This is a genomic window from Candidatus Magnetobacterium casense (assembly GCF_019173545.1).
In the GTDB taxonomy this organism is placed as follows: domain Bacteria; phylum Nitrospirota; class Thermodesulfovibrionia; order Thermodesulfovibrionales; family Magnetobacteriaceae; genus Magnetobacterium; species Magnetobacterium cryptolimnobacter.
The window spans coordinates 1-1097 of sequence record NZ_JABXWD010000769.1 but is presented as its reverse complement, the minus strand read 5'-3'; the positions used below and the strand labels follow the sequence as shown (position 1 = coordinate 1097).

At 51.8% G+C, this 1097-nt stretch carries 1 protein-coding gene; it reads left to right on the top strand.

Annotated elements, in window-relative coordinates:
* Positions 1 to 293: 293 nt before the first annotated feature.
* Positions 294 to 1097 (top strand): hypothetical protein (locus HWQ67_RS19385; RefSeq protein WP_218254339.1); only part of this gene is annotated, 804 nt, incomplete at its 3' end.

Below are 1097 nucleotides of genomic sequence, written 5' to 3'. Positions count from 1 at the left end.
TGGTTCAGGTCAAGATACCACTGCACCCAAGCACGCGGCCAGCGCACGGTCGTGATCTTGCTGTTGCACAAGTGCGTTTCCTGGTAAGGCTTGGTTGCCGGGTAGTTGGTGGTTGTATCACCGTGGTTCCATGTCCAATCGGGGCAGTTCTGCCGCGGCATGTAGGTTTCCGTCACCTCACAGAAATCCGTTTTAACGACCCAGATAATTATGGATATCTAAAAACTTGGGATATTGCAGACTGGAAGAGGTTTTGCAAATCAATGGGATGGGAGCGTTAACCTGGAATAATTATGAAAACATCAGACCTACCAGATAACACCCAATTCTGTATCATCAAAACGGATTACTGCGAGGTGACGGAAACCTATATGCCGCGGCAGAACTGTCCCGATTGGACATGGGATCATGGCAATACGGAGACCAACTATCCGGCAACCAAACCTTACCAGGAAACGCACTTGTGCAACAGCAAGATCACGACCGTGCGCTGGCCGCGTGCTTGGGTGCAGTGGTATCTTGACCTGAACCAGCACAATCTGAAATACGCCTGCGACATCGCGAACGGTATCATCAACAACGTATCAGGTCAGATACAGCTTGAGCCACCGTATGATCTAATTGCTTATCCCGAAATGCCCAAGCTGGAGTTCCTCTCCTTTGCCGGGCAAATCCATGCAGTTGAGGAAGTGACTGACACGGGCGTGCGCGTCAAGGCGTTCCACTTCAGCGACGCCATTGGGGTGGGCGAAAACTTCCGCAACAGCGTTATGGTCTCGAAATTTACCGGCATTGTTCCCCTGGGTTCCGATGGCAACGAGGACATCAGCAAATATACCAACCTATACGATCCCGCTGACGACTGCTATCATCCGGTCTGTGTTCCCGACGGCAAGTCGGCATGGTTGGACACGAGGGAGATAGAGTTATTCCCAGCGTTGGGTGTCGTAACCATTGGGGATCGGGATTTGATTATACGAGACGGTCCCGGCGCACAATATGCCATAATTGGGGAGTTCTTCAGCGGTGCAGAAGTTCCCATCAATCGCTACCACCCATTAGGGTATGACGTGTGGGGGCGAACATCTTACGGCTGG